This is a genomic window from Pseudomonas sp. GW821-FHT12A04, from assembly GCF_058807755.1.
Genome location: NZ_JBXAQZ010000003.1, coordinates 239,071 through 254,637 on the forward strand (window position 1 = coordinate 239,071; position 15,567 = coordinate 254,637).

Consider the following 15,567-nt stretch of genomic DNA (forward strand, 5'->3'; position numbering starts at 1 on the left):
GGGACGAATGAAAGCAACCGGTCATCGATACATTCAGAAAACAGCCACTTCTCCTGGCCCAGACACCCCGCACAATCGCACCCTTTATTGGGGGATATTCCCCGTCATCGGGGTATTCATCCTGGCTGCTCATACGCCAGTTTGAAGCCAGCGGACAAGGGGGGGCGTGGCGTAGAGCCATTAGTCACCTCCTGTCACTTTCGGCGGGAAATTTGCATCGTTCCCATCCCGGCTCGAAATCAAACATTTCGCCAGCCGGGCCAGGAGCCGTGGCTCGTTGCTCATCTATTGCCACGCTCCGAGGAACCCGTCAGAGGTGTTTGCGATGAAACTGGATACCGGAAGGTTGAATCCTAGTCTTTTGTCCAAAACCAGGCTGGCGCTGAGTATCTCTGCTGCCGCGATCATGTTGGGGCTGGGCTTGTCCCAGACCCAGGCAGTCCCCCTCGACAACACCGATCCCCCGCCTCCTACCGACCCATCGGCGTTCACCAATCCGCCCGCCGACCCCAATGCCGCATTGAGGGACTTGCTCAAGCAGCCTCCCGCAAACGTCGGCGCCTTCGACTTACCCAATGGTGTGGCCGGTAACCGCCAGACCCCCTTGGTCGACAATGTGCTGCCACCCGATCTGCAACCCAGCTTCAATATCCCCACTAACGGTAATGCCAGCCCGGTGTTCGGGGTTCAACCGTTCACACAGAAGCTCGAGCTTTTCGAGGAGTTCGGCTCGAACAAACTGGATGCGGCCGACCCTCCATCACCTGTTCCGTTTCCGGTTCCGACGCTGGGCCCCGCACCGGCGCAGGATCCCTTGAAGGTGGCGCGTAGCGGCCCGTCGCCGGCTGCGCTGGATGCCTTTCTCAGGCAGCCAGCTTTGACGCCCTTCCCGACAGAGTTCTCCAATGTACTGGACCGCAACCCGTGGAAGGCGCAGATCGAGGATTTCCTCAATCGCCGAGTCGATTCGCCCGCAGAAGGCCGGCCACCGGGAAAAGGTTGGTCGCACCAGCGTTTCAATGAGTTTTTTCCGCGCAACGCCTTCAAGACTGTGCAAGCAGGCGCGCACGTCAACAGCGGCTTGCGTGATCGTATGCAACGGCATAACTACGCCGTGGGGGAATTTGCGCCAGGCGGGCTCTATCACAACACCAGCGGCAACCCGGCCAACGAGGGCACAACCAAGGGCATACAAGTGCAATTTCACGACAACTTCCCTGTCCAGGACCATAATGCGCTGTGGACATTCGACGGCACCTTTCCGCCCAAACTGCTGCAAGTACGCTATGGCCAGGCGATGCTGATGCGTCATTACGATGCCTTGCCCATTGACCCATCGGCCAACCGGGGCTTTGGCCTGCACACCATCTCCACCCACGAGCATAACGGCCACTCGCCCGCGGAAAGCGATGGCTTTGCCAACGCGTTCTTCTTCCCGGGCCAGTACTACGACTACCGCTGGCCGATCCAGTTGGCCGGTTACGACAGCATCAATACCAGCGCTCAGGATCCGCGTGCGGCGTTCCCGTGCGACCCCGGTGAAAAGCTTTTCGTCAACGACGCCAACCCCGGCTTCAAGACCTGCGACCGCGGCACCATCAAGATCCGTGGCGACTGGCGCGAAACCATGAGCACCCACTGGTTCCACGACCACATGCTCGATTTCACCGCGCAGAATGTCTACAAGGGCAACGCCACGATGATGAACTACTACAGCGCCGTGGATCGTGGCAACGAGTCGGTCGACGACGGGGTCAACCTGCGTCTGCCCAGCGGTTCGGGGCTGGGGTGGGGTAACCGCGACTATGACGTCAACCTGACGATCGCCGACAAGGCCTGGGACAAGGCCGGCCAGTTGTGGTTCAACCCCTTCAATACCGACGGTTTTCTCGGTGATCAGGTCCTGACCAACTGGGAGTACAAGCCCTTCCTGGACGTGCGTGCCCGCCGCTACCGTTTGCGCATTCTCAACGGATCGGTTTCTCGCTACTTCAAGCTGGCGTTGGTGCGTCAGGTCAATGGTAATGGTGGCGAGTTTCCTGGCCCGAAAAGCTCCGGGGTTTCATACAACCGGGTGCCGTTCCACATGATTGCCAACGACGGCAATATCATGGAGCACGCAGTGCCGTTCGATGGCAGCCTGGACCTCGATGGCGACGGCGACACACAGGACCACAATGCCATTTTGCCGATACAGGGCATTGCCGAACGCTATGACATCGTCGTCGACTTCGCGAAAAACGGCATCAAGCCAGGCGACAGGATTTTCTTCGTCAACATCGAGGAGCATGAAAACGGCAAGCGTCCCGAACGTGACATTCCATTGGCGGATGTACTCTCCGGGAAGTACCTGCCCGTTGTCAGGCAAACCAGCCACGGGCCACAGTGGGTCAACGGTGACCCGGGTGTGGGCGTGTTCATGCAACTGAACGTCAAGCCTTACACCGGCCAGGATGTCAGCATGAATCCGGTCGACTTCGAGCCCGCCAAGCCTGGCAAGCCCGAGGGCAAGTTCATGATCCCCCTGCCCTTGCACCGTGATGACCCTGCCGATATCGCCCGGCTTGCCCAGGCGCGGCACCGCACCTTTATCTTTGGCCGCTCCAACGGCACGGATTTCAAGCCCTGGACGATCAAGACCGATGGCGGCGAAGGCTTCAACATGGACCCGCGCCGGATTTCAGCCGCACCACAACTGGCCACTGGCCCGACACCGGCAGGGTTCAAGGGTGAAGGCACGCTGGAAATCTGGAAGATCGAGAACGGCGGCAATGGCTGGAGTCACCCGGTGCATGTGCACTTCGAGGAAGGGATCATTCTCACTCGAGGTGGCAAGACACCACCCGAATGGGAAAAAGGGGCGCGCAAAGATATCTACAATATAGGCCGTCATCCTGAGAGCCTCGACAATGTCGAAATGGCCATCCGCATCCGTGAGTTTGCCGGTACCTACATGGAGCACTGCCACAACACACAGCATGAGGACACGTCGATGCTGCTGCGCTGGGACTCTGAGCACCCGGGCCAGTTCCAATTGATGCCCACTCCATTGCCAAGCTGGGACGGCGTGAGATTCGTGGCCTCGGTTGCGTTACCGACATTCCGTACGGGAGATGGTGTGGGACCACAGGTCGAGGTCGACAATAACCAGGAAGATAGCAGTGGCAGTGGCAGCGGTAGCGGTAGCGGTAGCGGTAGCGGTAGTAGCGGCAGCGGTGTTAGCGGAGGCAAAGGCTAGCGGCGTCTCTGCTCAACTATCTGAGCAATGCGGTGAAGTTGACCGCGCGTGGGCACATCCTGGTTGAGGTGTGCCTGCGTCAGGCCGGCTTGAAAGTCGACGGTGTGAACATGGTTGGCAGACTCCGACGGGTACTGGGCCGGCACAGTCTGCATGTTGATTTGCTGCGCAGTTACCAGCCCCACAAGAGCCACTTGCTATAGCGCGAGTTACTGGATGCAGTGGCTGTCCGTGACGCGTTACCTGTTCGACGATGGTAATGACATGTTCATTCTTTGTAGTAAGCGCTAGCGTCGTCGAGTTTCAACTTCGCGGGTACCGCCCGCTTCGCCGTATCGGATCCGGTCGACAGGGGTACGCTCTGCGTGACATTGGCCATCCGGGTGATTTCCACCTGCAGCTTATCCTTGCCGAGCAGATAGTCGGCCAGTTTCTGGGAAAACGGCCAGTAGTTCAGATCGGCTGTCAGGGTCAGCGGTCCGACGGCGTCGGCCGGCACCAGGAAGGAGAACTCCCCGATATTGTAGCCCTTGGGCAGAATGCGATTGTCCGAGAGTATCTGCGTGGCATTCCAGACCTCGACGTCCAATGGATTGCCGTTCTTGTCGCCTATGTGCACTTTGAAATTTCGCGTGTTGACTTCAGTCTTGCCGTCCTTGATCGAACCCAGGCGATAGAGCTCGCGACCACTGGCATCCTGCACCCGAAAATCGATCCACATCTCCCGCCCCTCGGGAAAGCCGGTTGGCAGCTTGTGCCCTGCGCCGACGTTGGTCACTTTGACGGCTACCGAGGCGTATTGTCCGGGAATGATGGCGGCCGGCAGTTGCTGGAACGTTATTTGCGCCGCGCGCGCGAGCATGTCGCGTGCGCGTTGCGCGCCCTCCTCCTGACCAAGATGCTTGAGCATCGTCGCGTTGGCTCCGCTGAACCAATGCGAGGCCACCTCCTTACGGTCTGGCCCCATGATCGCGGCCTTGCCCGCAAAGCCCGGCATGTGGCAACTCTGGCAGGTCACATTGTTAAGGCTGTACGTGCTCTCCTGCCATTCGTCATAAGTGCGCTCCACCGCCACGCTGCTGAACGGGTGCGTGACGTTGTGGCAGGTGCCGCAAAAGTCCGAGCGCGTGTGCAGAGCGGAATACACGGTGTCGTGATAAGGCGAAACGGCATCCTTGCGCGGGCCGAACTTGGTCGGTTTGCCGTGCGCTCGCGGGCTCAGAACATAGGCGCCGTTATCGAGGCCCGTGCGGGCACTGATGTTGTGGCAGGTGTCGCAATCGACCCCGGGCATCGGATGATTCTTCGCACTGTCTTCAATCGAGGAGCGGTTGACTTGCGAAGTGATCTGCCCGGTGGTGAGACCGATCGGGGTATGGCAGCCGGTGCAGAAGTTATCGACCTTGCCCTCGGTGGCCGCGCTCGCACGCTTGAGCAAGGCCCGATAGATGGGCTCATCCCAGGCCTGGGACATCATCGACGAGCGCCACTGCCTGTAGATCTCCGTATGGCAAGCGCCACAGACCTGGGCATTGTCGAAGTCCTTCACATTCAAGACCAGGTTGCCGGTGGTATTGGCCCGATGCGGAAAGAACGGCATCGCGCCAATCACATGCATGAGCCTGGAGCGTGCCGGCTCCAGCCACTTCTCATTGTTCTGATTGTCATTGCCCTGAGGTTCCTCAGCCGCCACCAGCGTTACCGTCAGCAGACAGGTTAGAAAGCACAACCGGTGCAGTGCTACCTGCGCACACGTATGTCTGGAGTGGCTCATAAGCATTTCCCCTGGACGGTTGCAGAGGATGACCGCAGTACTTCTATTGAGTAGGCCCGGTATTGAGAAGCCAGGGCTACTTCGTGATGCAAACCGATGGCTACAGGCAATCACTCAATGGAGTACTGACAGCTCCACAGCATCCCGGCCCTGCACCTTGCATGAACGGGACAAGCTCACTCAGCAATTACTCTGCCAGCGTTGTATAAAATAGGCGTGGTGACCTGAAAGATCCGCAAACATTGGCCAGCGATTGAAGTAACCGGTTAATGAACATGCGAATACCGCTGAGCAATAGCCCCCATTAGTGGGGGGCTCACTCCGAATCGGGGGGGTGTCAGACGGGAGGGCCAGGGTTTCTTTGCGGGGTGCACCTCGCAAATCCGGGGCCACTCACTTTACTCGATACGACTTACTCTCTGTCCTTGGTCGATCGAATGAGATTGCCCCGTAACTTCACAATGGCCTTCTGCATCTGCACGAAGTCGTCGGGATCAAGACCGGTTTGCGGGAAGCCGTCTTCGGTGAGACCTTCGCGCAGTTTTCGCCCCTCTTTGGTCAGACTGATCCGCACCTGGCGTTCGTCTTCCGGGTCGCGCTGGCGCATTAAATAACCCATCGCTTCCAACTTCTTCAGGATCGGCGTGAGGGTATTGGATTCGAGAAACAGCTTTTCGCCGAGGCTGCCAACGGTCTGGTTGTCTTCCTCCCACAGCGCAACGAGGGTGATGTATTGCGTATAGGTCAGGCCGAGCCGTTCGAGCATCGGCTTGTAGGCCTTGCCGAAGGCCAGGTTGGTGGAATAGACCGCAAAACACAGGAAGTCGGTGAGTTTGAGATCCAGGGCGGATGTCTTGTCGGTGTTTTTCATGGGCGTTCTCCTGGCTCAATCTTGCGAGACCGAAACTATACGTCGTACGCGATGGTATCGGAAGTGCGTATAAACGCCGACGGCCAGCTCACCGGGGAAATCCCCGGTGAGCTGGCCGTGTAGTGGGTTATGCCGTCAGGACGTTGATGTCGACATCAATATTGCCGCGTGTGGCCTTGGAGTAAGGGCAGATTGCATCGGCGTTGTGGGCCAACTCGGTTGCCACTCCCTGGTCCAGCCCCGGCACCCGCAAGGTCAGTCGGGCCTGGAGGAAGTAAGCCGCGCCGGTCTGGCCCAGGTCCACTTCAATGTCGACGGCGGTGTCGGTCGGCAGTGTCACCTTCATCTGTTGAGCGGCCAGCCCCACCGCTGCGATGTAACAGGCCGACCACGCTCCGGCGAACAGTTGCTCGGCTTTCGGGTGCGGCTGGACGGCGGTGAGCACGTGTGCCGGTGTATCGCTGCCGGGGGACGACAGCACGATATCGAGGTTGCCGTTGTGACCGCGCGAGGTGTTGCCCGCGCTGTTATGAGTGGTGTGGGTTTTGCCGCTGGCCAGTACTTTTTCGATCTTGCTCATGATGATTCCCTCAGGATTACAGTGAGTTATGTTCGTGCACGCTTTTATCGCATGCGATATTAGTGACGCATCCAGGCATCACGCCGTAATAACGTTCAGGGCAACGTCGATATTGCCGCGTGTGGCTTTGGAGTAAGGGCAGATGGAATCGGCAATGTGCGCCAGTTCGGTCGCGACATTCTGTGCCAGCCCTGGCACTCGCAGGGTCAGTCGGGCCTGAAGGAAATAGGCCAGACCAGTCTGGCCCAGGTCCACTTCGATGTCGACGGCCATATCCGCCGGCAACACGATATTGCGCTCCTGGGCCACCAGCCCCACTGCCGCGGTGTAGCAGGCAGACCAGGCACCGGCAAACAGTTGCTCGGCTTTCGGGTGCGGCTGTGTAGCGGTAAAGACGTGGGCCGGCTGGGCGGAACCCGGTGACGACAGTTCGATATCGAGGTTGCCGTTGTGACCGCCGACACCGCTGTGGGTGGTGTGGGTTTTGCCGGTTGCCAGTACTTTTTCGATCTTGCTCATGGGGACTTCCTCAGGATTTGATTTTTCGTGCGATTATATCGCATGCGATATTTATGACATTTAAAAAGACAACGTTCATCAATTGGCGTGTGCAATGATCCAGTTGTTGCCGTTTTGGCCATGGGAAGCGTGAGCGGTTGAGATAAACATTGTGCGGCGGCTTCCGGTGTTCATGGCTGAGTCTCCAAACGGCAGGGGTTGTCATTACTTTTAATCGCTACCGATTAGATCGTATGCGATGAATGAATATTCAACCAAAGCACCAATGATGTCAAAGTTTATTTTGTGCCTTGCCGATGAGCGGTAGACGCGAGATCAACCTCGCTACCCTCTCCCTTGCGGAAAGGATGATGGGCTTCTCACCGTCCGGCCCTCCGGAGCCCCTGGTTACGCGCATCGGATCGCTTTCACCCATGACGATCAACGCTTTGGCGCTGAAGTGAAATGGACGTTTTTCACTCGAAAAAAAACCGGCCATTCGAGCCGGTTCTTTGATTTCCTGAGCCCCACACGCAAAAAACCCCCTCACAAGGAGGGGGTCTGATGTTTGAAAGGTTCAGACAGGTTCCCCCGTCTTTTCCTGGAGTCTCGTCAGTTCAGCGCAGCGCAGGAATACCCGCAAACAACCACGAAGTTTCTTGAACCGGAGTTGCTTCGTTGCGCTTACGCGCCCACTGGGTCAGCGCCACCATCATCGCAAAGCCGAGCACGATCAACACCGGATAGGCCATCAGCAACTCGGTGAGCGAATACTTCCAGGCCAGCGGTCGACCGACACCGAGCATGGCGGCATACAACCAGGACACGCCCGACAGTGCGCCAGAGAACAGGGCAAACATTCGCACATTGATCTGTAGATCAAGCAGCGAACCGGCCTTCAGCATTGCCGGCAATACATAGCGGTGCAACAGCATGCCGTTGAACGTCAGCAACAATACAATAATAACTTTTGCTTGAAGTTTCGGATTAGCAAAATAGGTCATGCCTTTTTCAAGGTAATCAATACCTATAATCGCAGCTCCGGTGACCCACAAGAATATCAACGCATTGGAAACAGACTTCTGAAGACTGGCCATATGTTCATTATCGTGCCCCGACGACACGCGACCTTTCAATAAGTCCTTTACCATTGCCGCATCGCTGGCAAACACCAGGCCAATAGCTACGCAGCAAGCCAACAGGTGAACGTACACTACGCCTAAACGCAAAAACTCCATGGATTCTTTCTGGCCGATCAGGCCGATAATTGTACTAATATCCAAGATTACATCTCCACTTATTGCGGCAGTGCAAATTGACCATGCCCCAGGCATGCGAATTAATTAATTAATTGCGCCTGCACGATCAAGTTCGCATTGATTGAATCGACTAAATAATTTGGTATTACAAGAGAGAGCGACTCGCCCAGCAAGTCAGTGATGACGACATACTATCACTCCAGGTCTCAGGTAAAAAAAATCCCCATGCGCATTCCATTCAATGCAGATGAGGTATACGTCCATTTTATTAGTGAGTGCAGCGCGAACTGTCAAAGGATCCGCCTGCCGGTAAATCAGAGCGAAGCATATCAAAATCGTTCACTTTTTGAGCAGCACGCTCGACAAACGGTACTAAATCCAACACCTGGAGGTACCTGTTTTCCTGGCTGAAACCTGCATAGCTACGGTGCTGAATCGCTTCACCATGCATACCGAAAAAAAAACCGCTATTGCGCTGAACTTTCGTCGCCAGCCCCGACCAATGGCGAAAATTGCCTACTGGTCACCGGCAAATTCGAGTCGCCTGAAGGGGCCGTCGACGCGTCTCGTTCGACTCAGCCACACCCACGCTGAATCGAGGTTCTTTTTGAGCGGTGCCCCAGGCTTGCTCAAGCCAGCAATTGGGTGATCCACCGGGCCTGCCGAGCGATGTCCTGCACCGTTTCCTCGGGCACGGCCTGCTGCGCCTGGGCAAAGTGGCTCAGGGTCTTCTGTTTCTGGCGCAACTTGCGCTGCCACTTGACCAGGAACGCCGGGCTGCGGGTCTGCATCTGCAACGGGCCGAAGTACAGCTCCTGGGCGGTGTAGATCACCGGCCCTGCGCGTTCGGCGACGATGATTTCGTAGTCGAAACGATTTTCCCGCAGCACTTCCTCGCAGAGGATGCGATAGCCATTGTCCATCAGCCATTGGCGCAGTGGCTGCTCGCCGCCGTTGGGCTGCAGGATCAGGCGCTCCTGACCGCTCAGGTACGCCTTGCCACTGTCGAGGATGTCACGGATGGTTTCGCCGCCCATGCCGCAGATGCTGACCGCTGTAATCCCGTCTCCCGGCTCGATCGCCGCCAGGCCGTTGGCCAGGCGCACGGTGATTTGCGAGTCCAGGCCGTTCTCGCGCACGGTGCGGTTGGCCGCGTGGAACGGAGTCAACGCCACCTCGCCGGCCACCGCCGCCGCAATGGCGCCACGGCGCATCAAGGCCACCGGCAGGTAGCCGTGATCCGAGCCGATATCGGCCAGGCGCGCACCGGCTGGCACATAGGCGGCAACGCGCTCCAGGCGCATGGACAATGTCTGTTCGTTCAACTGCGGCCCCTTTTCACCACTAACGTCCGGCGACTTGGGCCGGATCGGGGCGTGATTCTGTCGAGCAATGCCGTGCATTTCAAATTTATGTGACCAGGGTCATGGCCTTTTTCACGCAATCACTTGCGCATACACCGATCTGTCGACGTTGCCACCGGATAGAATCACCCCCACCCTTCTTCCCGACATGACTTCACGCTCCGAGATGAGCGCTGCCAACGCCGACGCACCGGCCCCTTCGGCAAGGTTATGGGTATCGGTGTAATACACGCGCATGGCTTCGGCGATCTGGTCATCGCTGACCGATACGATCCGCGCAGCACCTGCCGCGTAGACGGCAAAGGCTTCAGGAATCGGCTTGCGTACGGCAAGGCCGTCGGCAAAGGTGTTGGCCGAGGCGGTTTCGCGAATTGCGCCAGCGTCAAACGATAACTGTGCAGCCGCCGCCTCCGTGGAAACCACGCCAACCACTTCTGTTTCCAGACCCAGCGCATCGCGAGCGGCGATCACTCCGCAAATCCCCGATCCACAGCCAATCGGTACATAAACGGTATCCAGGTCCGGCGCTGCGTTGAACAGCTCCAGCGCATAAGTGGCGACGCCTTTGACCAGCTCGGTGTGAAACGGCGGAACCAGGAACAGGTCATACGCGTGCGCCAGACGGGCAGCCTCTTCACGGGCATCATCGAAGTCGCGGCCATACTCGACCACTTCAGCGCCAAAGCCGCGCATGGCGTTGTTCTTTTCTACCGAGTTACCTTCCGGCACGACGATCAACGCCTGCAAACCCAGTGTGCGAGCCGCCAGTGCCAGGCTCTGGCCATGGTTGCCGCGGGTCGCGCTGACAATGCCCTTCGCGCCCGGGTGCTCGCGCTTGAGCCAGTGCATGAACGTGATACCGCCGCGCACTTTGAAGGCACCGGTAGGCGTGTGATTTTCGTGCTTGACCCACACCGTGCAACCCAACCGCTGAGCCAGCAAGGGCCAAGGGTACTGGGCTGTGGCGGGCATGACCTGATAAACGTGGCGAGCAGCTTGTTCGATATCGTCGCGAGTCAGTGTGTGCATGAGAGGTCCCCCTGAGGTTTTGCCCAGTCTGAACAACGGCGCAGTACTCCGGCTTTCAAAAAACTGACCTGACTTTTGTCCCTCCTCTTCACTACTATGGTGTCCATGAGTCATCGAAATCGCCCGCCGCCACCACGCTTGTCCGAACCGGTCCGTCGTATCGAGGCCGGCCCTTGGGCAATCGAATTGCTCCCCGGCTGCGCCTACGCGACCCGCTATGTCGCGACCCAGGCGGGAATCGGCTTCGCCTTCGACAGCCAGCGAGGCCTGCACGCCATCGGCAGCGACCGAATACGCCCCTTCGATGCCGTGCCCAACGGCCTGGCGTTCGTCCCCGCCGGGTGTGACGTGTTGTCCGAATCCCCCCAGGGCGGCGAATACTTGCGGGTGATTCGCACCGATGGCATGGCATTGATGGGGGATCGTGCCTTCAACAATCGCATCGACCGGCAGGCCACCGCTCTCGCGTGGCGTATGCGTGCGGCGCTGTTGCTGTCCTCTGTGGAGGATGATTGGGAGGCCTGGGCACTGGCATTGTCCGAACGGGCGACGGGTAGCGAAGCGGTGTCGACAACACCCCATGGCTCGATAACCGGCAGCCGGATGCGCTTGCTCGATGAGTTCATTGATGCAGGCCTCGAAGACCCGTTGAGCGTACCGGCGATGGCGGGCCTGCTTGGATTGTCCGAAGGGTATTTCATGCGGGCCTTCAAAAACGCCACCGGCAAAAGCCCGCACAGCTACCTGATCGACCGACGCCTCGCCAAGGCCCGTGCCCTGATGCGCGATTCGACCGCCACCCTGACGGAAATCGCCTACGCCTGCGGTTTCAATTCCCAGGCGCACATGGCGACCACCTTCAAGCAACGCCTTGGAGTGAGTCCGGCGCAGCTGCGTCAGTCTTTGGGGTTAGAGCAGATTGACAGCGAAGCCCACGCCAAAGCTGACCTGCTTGGCGTGGCCAAAAGAAACTGAGGAACCCAGGGAATCGAACGGTGTCGCAGCGGTCCAACACGCGGCAGCACAATGGGCGCGAGACGCCCAACGTATTGCCTGCCGACCGCCATTGCCCATGGGAGAACCCATTGCCAGCTATTTTTTTGCGTCAAGTTTTCCGGTTAGCGATCGTGCTCTTTTGCGCTGGCACCTCGTCCTCGGTTTTCGCCTGCCCGGCCGGGCAGTATCAGGTCTGCATGGTCGCTTGTTTTTGTGCTCCAGGTTCCGAAGAGGAAGCTGGAACGATCTTCGACGACATGAACCAGATGGCGGCCTCTGGATTGCAGAACTGGATTGTGCAATCGCGCAACACCGCGGCAACCGGTGATATCCGGCCAATCCCGCTGAATATCCGGGCCCAGCTCGAACCCTACTATGACATTCAAGTGCTCGATTCGGTTCGCTACAAGGTAGGCGATGATGTGGAGCTGAACGCCGCACACACCATGCTGCAGAATCCCGATGTACGTGCGGTCACCCTTATCGACATCATCGTCTTTCGAAATCCCGAAGATGCACTTAACGATGTCGCGCTGTGGGCGCATGAGTTGAAGCACGTGCAGCAGTACCAGCAATGGGGCGATCGCGAGTTCGCCACTCGTTATACCCGTGATTACGAAGCCGTCGAGGCGCCTGCCTACAAGATTCAAGCCCTGGTAGCCAGAGCGCTACGAACCAGTCAGGCTCGGGCAGAATCGCCTCGATATCCTTGAGCAAGGATCAAGCCTGGTCAGGTAACCATGAAGAGGTGGCACCGCCCCTTCTCATGCGGATTGTCTGCGCCAGGTGCCGGGGGATGTGCCGAATTGGCGTTTGAATGCGCGACTGAACGCGGCTTCGGAGTCGTAGCCAACGGCAAAGCCGATTTGCGCCACATTGCCGCGACCTTCGCGCAACTGTTGAGCCGCCACGTGCATGCGCCACAGCGTCAGGTATTGCATCGGTGGCTGTCCGACCAATGCCGTGAAGCGCTCGGCGAACACCGAGCGCGACATGCCCACCTCAAGCGCCAGGGCTTCTGCCGTCCAGCCTTCGGTTGGACGGGCATGCAATAGCGCCAGTGCGCGCCCGATATGCGGATCCCGCAACCCCGCCAGCCACCCGCGCCGCTCAGCGGGAAGACTGGCGACATACTGGCCGACGGCTTCGACGAATAGCAGCTCCGATAGCTTGGCGATGACCGTTGTCGAGCCGACGCGGCCCGCCGCGATTTCACTGACAGCAAAACGAAAGGAGCTTTCGATCCAGGTGCCCGAAGCCGTCGCACGCAAATCCAGTTTCAATAAGGAAGGCAACGACGAAAGCAACGGACTGAAGGGTGTTTCTGAACCGAGGAACCCGCACAGCAACTGCGTGGCCTCGCCGCCCCCGCCGTACTTGATCCGTGATATGCCGCCGACTTCTGGCGGCTGGATGACTTCTCTGGCTGGCATGGGCGCAATGCTCAGGTCGCTGCCAAAAGAATGTGCGTCGTTGCGAGGAAGCAAAACGAGTTCGCCTGCCCCTACCTCGATGGCGGCACCACCGTCGATTTGAATTTGCATGCGCCCCGCGGCGACAAAGTGCGACGCAATAATGTGTCGAGGTGCCGCCAGGAACGGCTTGCAATCATCCGCCGAGATTCTGCCGTTGATGCACCAGGGCGCAGTGAGCTCCGCCTCGAGGAAGACCCCTCCAGACAGCCGAATCACACGCAACACATCAGAAAGCGCATCCAACACTTGACCGCCCTCCTTTCCGGAGTCCGGAGCAGGTTTTCAGGCGCACCAGTCATTCACCGCCTGAACTGCGACGCCTAGATTAGCACCAACGCGGAATCAGCGATCGAAACTGTCCCCAGAGGCTTCCCCCAGGGTCATTGGCTCCGACGTCAACCGAAATTGCCCCATTCCAACGCCACCAGGGCAGCAGGAGATCCATATGAACAGCGTCGTTACCCTACCCGGCTCAGCGTCAGGCAACACCGCCCGTTATGCGCAAATGGTCAGGTCATCGAAAAAGTCCGAATGGCAGATCGATCGCGATCTGCTCCAGGACCGCAGTTTCGACTTCTCGCGCAAATTCCTTCCCGACGGACTGTCGCAGGTTGACCGCCTGACCTTTCTCGATGAGGCCCAGGCGCGCCTGCTCAGTCAGATCCAGGGCCGGACCTATGCGTACATCTTTGGCCTGGTCGAGCGTTTTATCAGTGCCAAGATGCTCGACCAGGGTCGGGCCCATGTATTTGACAATCAACTGGCCCTTGAAGCGCTGGTGCGTTTTTCCAACGACGAGATCAAGCACCAGGAGTTGTTCCGGCGCATGGAGACGATGATGAGTTCGAAATTGCCAGCGGGATATCGCCAGGTTGCCGATCCAAACGAAGTGGCGCGCGCGGTACTGGCGGCCAGTACCTGGGCGGTGCTGGCACTGACCTGTCACATCGAGCTGTTTGTTCAGGCGCACTACGTGCAAAGCATCGCCCCGCGCGAGGAACTGTGCCCGTTGTTCAAGGATGTCTTCAAATTCCACTGGAAGGATGAAAGCCGGCACGTCGTACTCGATGAGCTGGAATGGCAGGACGAGCACGCGAAACTCTCGTCGGCCGAGCACGACCAGGCAGTGAATGACCTGATTGCGCTGGTAGCGGCCGTCGACGCAATCCTGCAGGCACAATCGGCAGCCGATGCAGACTACTTCATCAGTCATGCTTCACGATCGTTCAGAGTCGATGAGACCGCGCAAATCAAGGCCTGCGTGCTGAGTGCCTACCGCTGGCAATACATTATCTCGGGCGTACGGCATCCACACTTCGGTCGACTGCTGACGCAGATGACAACGCCAGCACAGATGTCCAGGATTCAGACCGCTCTGGCCCCCATCATGAGCAATTGACCGACAGCGCGCGACTGACTGCTCGTCGGTCGCGCTGCGGGACGACGTGCTGACAATGAACCATCGAGGATGGCGGCCATGACGATACCGATGTGGATGCTGCTTGGGTTTGCGACCTGGACCTTGCTGCTATTGATGGCAACCGTCGGGGTTTATCGCTGGGTCGCAATCCTGTTCTCGAGTGTTCCGATTGCCTCTTTCCGAAGCGATCGGCTCGAAGGCGAAGATTGGTATCGCCGCGGGACAAGGGCCCATGCCAACTGTGTGGAAAACCTGCCTGTGTTTGGCGTCATCGTGTTTGTGATTACAGCCCTTGATGTCAGCGGCGCCGTAGTGAACTACTTGTCCACACTCGTCCTGATCGCTCGCGTGTGCCAGTCATTGGTTCACGTCTCCCATGAGCAAACCAATGCGTTCGTGGCAGTTCGGTTTGCCTTCTTTAGCGTTCAGTTGGTGTGTTTTCTAGCGCTCATTGTCATAGCCGCTTGTTATGGCATATGAATACGTGCCCGCTAATCCTCAAATCGCCCCGTGCCGTCTCGATCGCGCTCGTAGTGTCGGGTGAGTGCAAACGCCGGCAACCAGGCCTCGCGCCGCACAGTCCAGCTCTCGTAGGTTGGCGTCAACTGGTCGGGGGCATCCAGAGATCCAAGGTTCACCTCGACTTCGTCTGCGCTGCGTGAGAACACCGACGAACCGCACTGCGGACAGAAGTGCCGCCCGGCGTAGTCACGCGTTTCGCCCTCGATTGTCACGGCATCCTGATGAAATATCGCGGACGCGTGGAACAGCGCCCCATGGTGCTTGCGGCAGTCGAGACAGTGACAAACACCAACCCGGAACGGGCGCCCCGACGCTACAAGACGCACTTTGCCGCACAAACAACCGCCGGTGAATCGGTCCATGCGGTGCCTCCTTCAGGCCGTCCGAAACGGCGTATCAGCGTGGAAACAGGAACGTCACGGCGATGCCAAAACCGGCGTTGCAAAGGGTTAGCGTAGGCAACTGTGATCGATGTGCAATTTGTCCTGACCGAGTGTTTAACAGTTTTTGAGAGTTATTGATTCGGATTATCCCACCGCTA

16 protein-coding genes are annotated in these 15,567 nt (G+C 58.4%); 6 read left to right on the forward strand and 10 right to left on the reverse strand.

What is annotated here, in order from left to right:
• The first annotated feature begins 406 nt into the window (after window positions 1-406).
• Window positions 407-3,238 carry a multicopper oxidase domain-containing protein gene (locus AC1RS8_RS06490; protein ID WP_493162483.1) on the forward strand — a complete coding sequence of 944 codons (2,832 nt, stop codon included), beginning with the start codon at window positions 407-409 and terminating at the stop codon, window positions 3,236-3,238.
• 32 nt (window positions 3,239-3,270) lie between these two features.
• Window positions 3,271-3,441, forward strand: coding sequence for a hypothetical protein (locus tag AC1RS8_RS06495; protein ID WP_489340576.1), 171 nt, complete (start codon window positions 3,271-3,273; stop codon window positions 3,439-3,441).
• Window positions 3,442-3,506: 65 nt separating this feature from the next.
• Here AC1RS8_RS06495 and AC1RS8_RS06500 read toward each other — a convergent pair whose 3' ends face one another.
• From AC1RS8_RS06500 to AC1RS8_RS06535, 8 genes are all read right to left on the reverse strand, one after another.
• Entirely contained in the window at window positions 3,507-5,012 is a 1,506-nt protein-coding gene (locus tag AC1RS8_RS06500) for a multiheme c-type cytochrome (protein WP_489340575.1), read from the reverse strand.
• Between the two features lie 412 nt (window positions 5,013-5,424).
• On the reverse strand, window positions 5,425-5,883 hold the full coding sequence (locus AC1RS8_RS06505) for a MarR family winged helix-turn-helix transcriptional regulator (protein WP_057714893.1): 459 nt from the start codon (window positions 5,881-5,883) through the stop codon (window positions 5,425-5,427).
• A gap of 127 nt (window positions 5,884-6,010) precedes the next feature.
• Window positions 6,011-6,463: an Ohr family peroxiredoxin gene (locus tag AC1RS8_RS06510; protein ID WP_057714894.1), complete on the reverse strand. Its 453-nt coding sequence runs from the start codon at window positions 6,461-6,463 to the stop codon at window positions 6,011-6,013.
• Window positions 6,464-6,541: 78 nt separating this feature from the next.
• Window positions 6,542-6,982 (reverse strand): Ohr family peroxiredoxin, encoded by a 441-nt coding sequence (locus AC1RS8_RS06515; RefSeq protein ID WP_090455118.1) that lies wholly within the window; start codon window positions 6,980-6,982, stop codon window positions 6,542-6,544.
• 271 nt (window positions 6,983-7,253) lie between these two features.
• Window positions 7,254-7,460, reverse strand: coding sequence for a hypothetical protein (locus tag AC1RS8_RS06520; RefSeq protein ID WP_489340574.1), 207 nt, complete (start codon window positions 7,458-7,460; stop codon window positions 7,254-7,256).
• 118 nt (window positions 7,461-7,578) lie between these two features.
• Window positions 7,579-8,199: a hypothetical protein gene (locus AC1RS8_RS06525; protein ID WP_057716608.1), complete on the reverse strand. Its 621-nt coding sequence runs from the start codon at window positions 8,197-8,199 to the stop codon at window positions 7,579-7,581.
• A gap of 650 nt (window positions 8,200-8,849) precedes the next feature.
• On the reverse strand, window positions 8,850-9,545 hold the full coding sequence (locus tag AC1RS8_RS06530; RefSeq protein ID WP_489340573.1) for a tRNA (adenine(22)-N(1))-methyltransferase: 696 nt from the start codon (window positions 9,543-9,545) through the stop codon (window positions 8,850-8,852).
• Between the two features lie 111 nt (window positions 9,546-9,656).
• Window positions 9,657-10,613 (reverse strand): threonine dehydratase, encoded by a 957-nt coding sequence (locus AC1RS8_RS06535; RefSeq protein WP_489340572.1) that lies wholly within the window; start codon window positions 10,611-10,613, stop codon window positions 9,657-9,659.
• 96 nt (window positions 10,614-10,709) lie between these two features.
• Here AC1RS8_RS06535 and AC1RS8_RS06540 point away from each other — a divergent pair, with 96 nt between their 5' ends.
• On the forward strand, window positions 10,710-11,588 hold the full coding sequence (locus tag AC1RS8_RS06540; RefSeq protein ID WP_238786608.1) for a helix-turn-helix transcriptional regulator: 879 nt from the start codon (window positions 10,710-10,712) through the stop codon (window positions 11,586-11,588).
• A gap of 110 nt (window positions 11,589-11,698) precedes the next feature.
• Window positions 11,699-12,322, forward strand: a complete 624-nt coding sequence (locus AC1RS8_RS06545; RefSeq protein ID WP_489340621.1) for an eCIS core domain-containing protein — start codon at window positions 11,699-11,701, stop codon at window positions 12,320-12,322.
• A 51-nt stretch (window positions 12,323-12,373) separates the two neighbouring features.
• Here the strand turns inward: AC1RS8_RS06545 and AC1RS8_RS06550 are convergent, their stop codons facing one another.
• Entirely contained in the window at window positions 12,374-13,330 is a 957-nt protein-coding gene (locus AC1RS8_RS06550) for an AraC family transcriptional regulator (protein WP_090455113.1), read from the reverse strand.
• Between the two features lie 199 nt (window positions 13,331-13,529).
• Here AC1RS8_RS06550 and AC1RS8_RS06555 point away from each other — a divergent pair, with 199 nt between their 5' ends.
• Together AC1RS8_RS06555 and AC1RS8_RS06560 are read left to right on the forward strand one after the other, a co-directional pair.
• Window positions 13,530-14,483 (forward strand): diiron oxygenase, encoded by a 954-nt coding sequence (locus tag AC1RS8_RS06555; RefSeq protein ID WP_489340571.1) that lies wholly within the window; start codon window positions 13,530-13,532, stop codon window positions 14,481-14,483.
• Between the two features lie 78 nt (window positions 14,484-14,561).
• Window positions 14,562-14,984 (forward strand): MAPEG family protein, encoded by a 423-nt coding sequence (locus AC1RS8_RS06560; protein WP_090457871.1) that lies wholly within the window; start codon window positions 14,562-14,564, stop codon window positions 14,982-14,984.
• 11 nt (window positions 14,985-14,995) lie between these two features.
• On the opposite strand, the gene AC1RS8_RS06565 is transcribed toward AC1RS8_RS06560, so the two are convergent.
• Window positions 14,996-15,388 carry a GFA family protein gene (locus AC1RS8_RS06565; protein ID WP_057714901.1) on the reverse strand — a complete coding sequence of 131 codons (393 nt, stop codon included), beginning with the start codon at window positions 15,386-15,388 and terminating at the stop codon, window positions 14,996-14,998.
• Window positions 15,389-15,567 lie beyond the last annotated feature (179 nt).

Coding starts and splice junctions, on each gene's coding strand:
- AC1RS8_RS06490 (WP_493162483.1), top strand. CDS start 407: ATGTTGGGGCTGGGCTTGTCCCAGACCCAGGCAGTCCCCCTCGACAAC.
- AC1RS8_RS06500 (WP_489340575.1), bottom strand. CDS start 5,012: ATGAGCCACTCCAGACATACGTGTGCGCAGGTAGCACTGCACCGGTTG.
- AC1RS8_RS06505 (WP_057714893.1), bottom strand. CDS start 5,883: ATGAAAAACACCGACAAGACATCCGCCCTGGATCTCAAACTCACCGAC.
- AC1RS8_RS06510 (WP_057714894.1), bottom strand. CDS start 6,463: ATGAGCAAGATCGAAAAAGTACTGGCCAGCGGCAAAACCCACACCACT.
- AC1RS8_RS06515 (WP_090455118.1), bottom strand. CDS start 6,982: ATGAGCAAGATCGAAAAAGTACTGGCAACCGGCAAAACCCACACCACC.
- AC1RS8_RS06520 (WP_489340574.1), bottom strand. CDS start 7,460: ATGGCCGGTTTTTTTTCGAGTGAAAAACGTCCATTTCACTTCAGCGCC.
- AC1RS8_RS06525 (WP_057716608.1), bottom strand. CDS start 8,199: ATGGAGTTTTTGCGTTTAGGCGTAGTGTACGTTCACCTGTTGGCTTGC.
- AC1RS8_RS06535 (WP_489340572.1), bottom strand. CDS start 10,613: ATGCACACACTGACTCGCGACGATATCGAACAAGCTGCTCGCCACGTT.
- AC1RS8_RS06540 (WP_238786608.1), top strand. CDS start 10,710: ATGGTGTCCATGAGTCATCGAAATCGCCCGCCGCCACCACGCTTGTCC.
- AC1RS8_RS06555 (WP_489340571.1), top strand. CDS start 13,530: ATGAACAGCGTCGTTACCCTACCCGGCTCAGCGTCAGGCAACACCGCC.
- AC1RS8_RS06560 (WP_090457871.1), top strand. CDS start 14,562: ATGACGATACCGATGTGGATGCTGCTTGGGTTTGCGACCTGGACCTTG.
- AC1RS8_RS06565 (WP_057714901.1), bottom strand. CDS start 15,388: ATGGACCGATTCACCGGCGGTTGTTTGTGCGGCAAAGTGCGTCTTGTA.